We start from the raw sequence: 4,136 nt of genomic DNA, 5'->3' as shown, positions 1-4,136 counted from the left end.
CGATTCCCAACTCATCCCGCCAATCATGCCGATAGTTCTCATCCGTTGGCTTTCCTTTTTTAAATAGTGTCCATCCAGAAATAGGCAAATTTGGTTGAGATCAAGGCATGCGATAAATTTTACCGCAGGCATATAGTTGATATTCCGAGGATAAAATTTTGAGCATAACGCTGATATCAGGCAAATTGGCCATTTGTGGATCGACACTAACTACCATGCGTTTGCGCAACACGGTGGGTCAGTTTAAGCATTGGACGACGGCGTGGAAACCGGCCTTGCCGTTTCCCGGATCGTTTCCGCCAGTCGGCGGTCACGCTGGGCCCGTGTCAGGTAACCCGGCACGCCTTTTAGAAAAATGATCAGCACCGCCACAAAGGCAAGCGGAAAGATCACGCAATCGAACAGATAGGCGGCGATCAGTTGAAAGGTGGTACCGGCAAGGTTTTTGCCCTGCTCGCTGAGATAGGCCTCCAGTTCCTGAAGCCGCTTTTTCAGACGCTCGTATCGGTCAGCTACACCTATGGCCGTTTCGAGGGCTGACGCCCCTTTTCCGTCACCGCCAAGATGGTCTTCAGCGCCTTCTGGAGTGAATGTCCGGCTGATCTGGTCGAAAGCGTCGTAGGACTGCTGGATCAGCGGTCGGGTGATCCGCTCGGACAGGCGGGAAGCCCCGTAAACAGACAGAGGAAGAACCAGGTAGAGCAGTACCGTCAACAATGTGCAGGTGGCGGTAATCGACCGCAGGAACTGGGCCATCCCTTTTCGGTTCGGAAGAAAACACCGTCCCGCCGCCAGCATCAAAAGGCAGAAGAAGGTCAGCACCATGACGAGGTGGTCCGTCAAGGCCACCCCATCCAATACCAACCGCGCCATGAACAGGATGGTTCCCCCGGCCAGCACCGTCTTCCAGGCAATGTCCACATAGTCGTATACCGATTGCACCAGGTCCCCGACCTGGAGGTTGAATCCGATTCCCACCTCGGATCCTTCAATCACGGCCAGGCCGCTCTTGACGGCCGACAGCACCAGGAAACCCTCAAGCGCGCTGTCATAGGATTCATCCAGGTAACGATGGTTGGCACGGTCCAGTTCTCCAAGACCGGCTCGTGCCAGGGCCCTGTCCATCAGGCCGGTGGCAGCAAGCACCATACCGGCAAGGGCGACCGCCATCACCAGTGCCATTTTTATCCTGGACGTCATGGCCATATCCCCTTGCAGATTCGCGGGTATTGGCACCCTACGGGGTATTTCCGTGCCGTTTTCATCCGTGTCGTACGGAAATGTGCAGGCACGGCGTCGCTCCTCGGGCAATGGAGGCGGTATAGGCGCCGGTATGGGCTGGGATCACGCAAAACAGTCTCTCCAAATCATCCATCGACCGGCATCGGATTTGTTTTGACAGGCCGGTCGACCTTCACTTACACTAAGAGAAAAAGGCATGTTGCAAACCCATTTATATCCATGCAGGCTTTTTTATCAACCGCAAAAAATTTCTTTCGCGGTTAAGCACGAATCACACCGGAGGTGCCGCCATGCTGGTAAAAGAGATCATGACTGAAAACCCTATTACCGTCACCGCCGACACGGAAATTATCAAAGCGGCCAAAATCCTCTTGGACCGCCGCATCAACGGTGTACCGGTGGTGGACGGGGACGGCAGGTTGGTAGGCCTCCTCTGCCAGAGCGACATTATCGCCCAGCAGAAAAAGCTTCCCATTCCTTCGCTGTTCTCTTTTCTGGACGGTTATATCAGTCTCAGTTCCATGAAAGGCTTCGAAAAAGCGGTCCGCAAAATTGCCGCCACGGCCGTCTCGGATGCCATGACCCCCAATCCGGTCACCGTCGGACCGGACTCGACCATCGAAACCGTGGCGGCCCTTATGGTAGACCATAACCTCCATACCCTGCCGGTGTTGGAAAAAGGCGTGCTGGTGGGTGTGGTCGGCAAAGAGGATATCCTGCGGACACTGATGCCTGCGGATCATTCAGGATGAAAGGAGGCCCCCATGGGCGTGAACCAGATTGTCTGTTGTAGCGATTTTTCGGATCATGCAGAGGTTGCATTCCAAACGGCCCTTGACCTGTCGCAACGTTACAACGCGAAGCTTTACGTGGTCCATGTGCTGCCACCGGTGGTCAACCCAATGCTCACTGACACGGAGTTAATGCTGCCCGAGCATCCCGACGAGAATTTGGTGGTCAGCCTGAACGAACGGATGCAGGAGGTCTATGGCAACCGCATCCCCGAAAAAATAGACTTTGAACTGGTGGTCCGCGACGGCCACGTCTCCACGGAAATCATCCGCTTCATCGAAGAAACGGATGCCGATCTGGCGGTGGTGGGCGCCTTTGGCCTCAGCGGCATGGGGCTGGTATTGTTTGGCAGCGTCGCCAAGCGAATTTCTCACAAGGCACCATGCTCGGTGATGATCGTACGGAACAAAAAAGCCTGATGCATCCGCGGCCATGAAGATACTGCTCGTTTACCCTTATTTTCTCGACAAGCGCATCAACGAGGAGGATGTCAGCGCCATCCCCATGGGCCTTTACTACGTGGCTGCCATGCTCCGGGCTAACGGCTATGCGGTGGACATTCTCAATGGTCACAACCTGGGCAGGGCCCCCCACCGCATCTACCAGGTGCTGGGGGAAAAGCAGCCGGACGTGGTGGGTTTTTCGATCCTGCATGCCAACCGATGGGGCGGCATAGACATCGCCCGCATGGTCAAGAAGGTCAATCCTAAAGCCGCCGTGGTGTTCGGCGGCGTGGGGGCCACCTTCCTGTGGGAAAATTTTCTCACTCATTTTCCGGAGATCGACTATGTGGTTCGGGGTGAAGGTGAGCACAGCTTTCTGGAGCTGATCCGCTTTCTGGAAAAAAAGAAAGGGAAAATGCCCACGCAGATTGATGGCCTGGCCTTTCGAAAAAAAGGGAAACCGGTCAAAACCAGAGATCGGAAGCAGTTGGCAGACCTGGACAGCCTGCCCATGCCCGCCAACCATTTCGCCTTTCAACACCTTTCCCTCACGCGGGGATGTCCGGAGGGATGTACCTTCTGCGGATCGCCGGCATTTTGGAAACGCCGGGTGCGCTTTCACAGCGCCGACTATTTCGTGACCCAGATAGAGATTCTTCGCGAAAAAGGGATCCGCTTCTTTTTTGTATCCGACGACACCTTCACCCTCAAGCGGGAACTGGTGATCGACATCTGCAGCCGGATCGTCAAGCGCCGGTTGGATATCGTGTGGGCAGCGATCTCCCGGGTGGATTGTGTGGATGAGGAGGTGCTGGGCTGGATGCGCCGAGCCGGGTGCACCCAGATCAGCTACGGCGTGGAGAGCGGCAGCCCGGAGCTTCGCGATCGGTATCGCAAGCGCATCAGTGAAGCGGCCATCTGCCGCGCCTTTGACCTGACCGTTCGCTATGGCATCATGGCCAGGGCATACTTTATTTACGGCGCCCCGGGCGAATCCGATCAAACCATCGATGAAAGCCTGGCGTTGCTGCGCCGGATCCGCCCCCTATCGGCCATTTTCTACATCCTTGACCTGTTTCCCGGAACGGCGCTCTATGAAGAATACAAACAGCGCACCGGTGCCACCGACGACATCTGGCTGGACCGGGTGGAGGACCTGCTCTATTTCGAGACGGATGCGACACTGAGCAAAGCAGCCGTGCTGGCTTACGGACGGCGGCTCCGGGAAGGCTACCTCTCCCTGCTGCCGGAATTTGCCGCACAGATAGACTTGATTGACGATCCGCAGCTGTACCCGCTGCATGCAGATTTTCTCTCGCGGCTGGCCCTGACATTCAGCCACGGCGACTATGCCATTAACCCGCTGGTTGAAGACAACCTGGCGACCGCCGTCATGCTCTTCGAACGATCACTGCACTACCATCCGGATCACCGCGCCTTCTGGGGGCTGGGCCTCGTGTACCAGCACCTACGACGGTTTGACGAATCACTGGCGATCCTGCAGCGCGGCATCGAGCACCACAAAGCCAGCATCGATCTGCACATGGCCCTGGCCAACAGCCTGATGCGGTTAAATCGTTACCCGGAGGCACGCCAATCCCTGGAAGCCATTCCGGATCATCCCCGGGCTGTTGAGCAGCTCATCCGCTGCTGCCGGTT

4 protein-coding genes are annotated in these 4,136 nt (G+C 56.4%); 3 read left to right on the top strand and 1 reads right to left on the bottom strand.

Going from position 1 to position 4,136, the window contains the following annotated elements:
• Window positions 1–243 precede the first annotated feature (243 nt).
• The gene (locus tag QNK41_RS03325) at window positions 244–1,200 is read right to left on the bottom strand and encodes a hypothetical protein (RefSeq protein ID WP_319253728.1); all 957 of its coding nucleotides are present in this window, start codon (window positions 1,198–1,200) and stop codon (window positions 244–246) included.
• Between the two features lie 332 nt (window positions 1,201–1,532).
• Between QNK41_RS03325 and QNK41_RS03320 the strand changes: the two genes are divergently transcribed.
• The 3 genes from QNK41_RS03320 to QNK41_RS03310 all read left to right on the top strand — a co-directional run.
• Window positions 1,533–1,994: a CBS domain-containing protein gene (locus QNK41_RS03320; protein WP_319253726.1), complete on the top strand. Its 462-nt coding sequence runs from the start codon at window positions 1,533–1,535 to the stop codon at window positions 1,992–1,994.
• Window positions 1,995–2,006: 12 nt separating this feature from the next.
• Window positions 2,007–2,453 carry a universal stress protein gene (locus QNK41_RS03315; RefSeq protein WP_319253724.1) on the top strand — a complete coding sequence of 149 codons (447 nt, stop codon included), beginning with the start codon at window positions 2,007–2,009 and terminating at the stop codon, window positions 2,451–2,453.
• Between the two features lie 13 nt (window positions 2,454–2,466).
• Window positions 2,467–4,136 (top strand): B12-binding domain-containing radical SAM protein (locus tag QNK41_RS03310; protein WP_319253722.1); only part of this gene is annotated, 1,670 nt, incomplete at its 3' end.

Origin of the sequence: Desulfosarcina sp. (assembly GCF_033791525.1) — a bacterium.
Lineage (GTDB): Bacteria > Desulfobacterota > Desulfobacteria > Desulfobacterales > Desulfosarcinaceae > Desulfosarcina.
The sequence above is the reverse complement of the archived record's forward strand: the minus strand, read 5'-3'. Positions and strand labels throughout refer to the sequence as shown.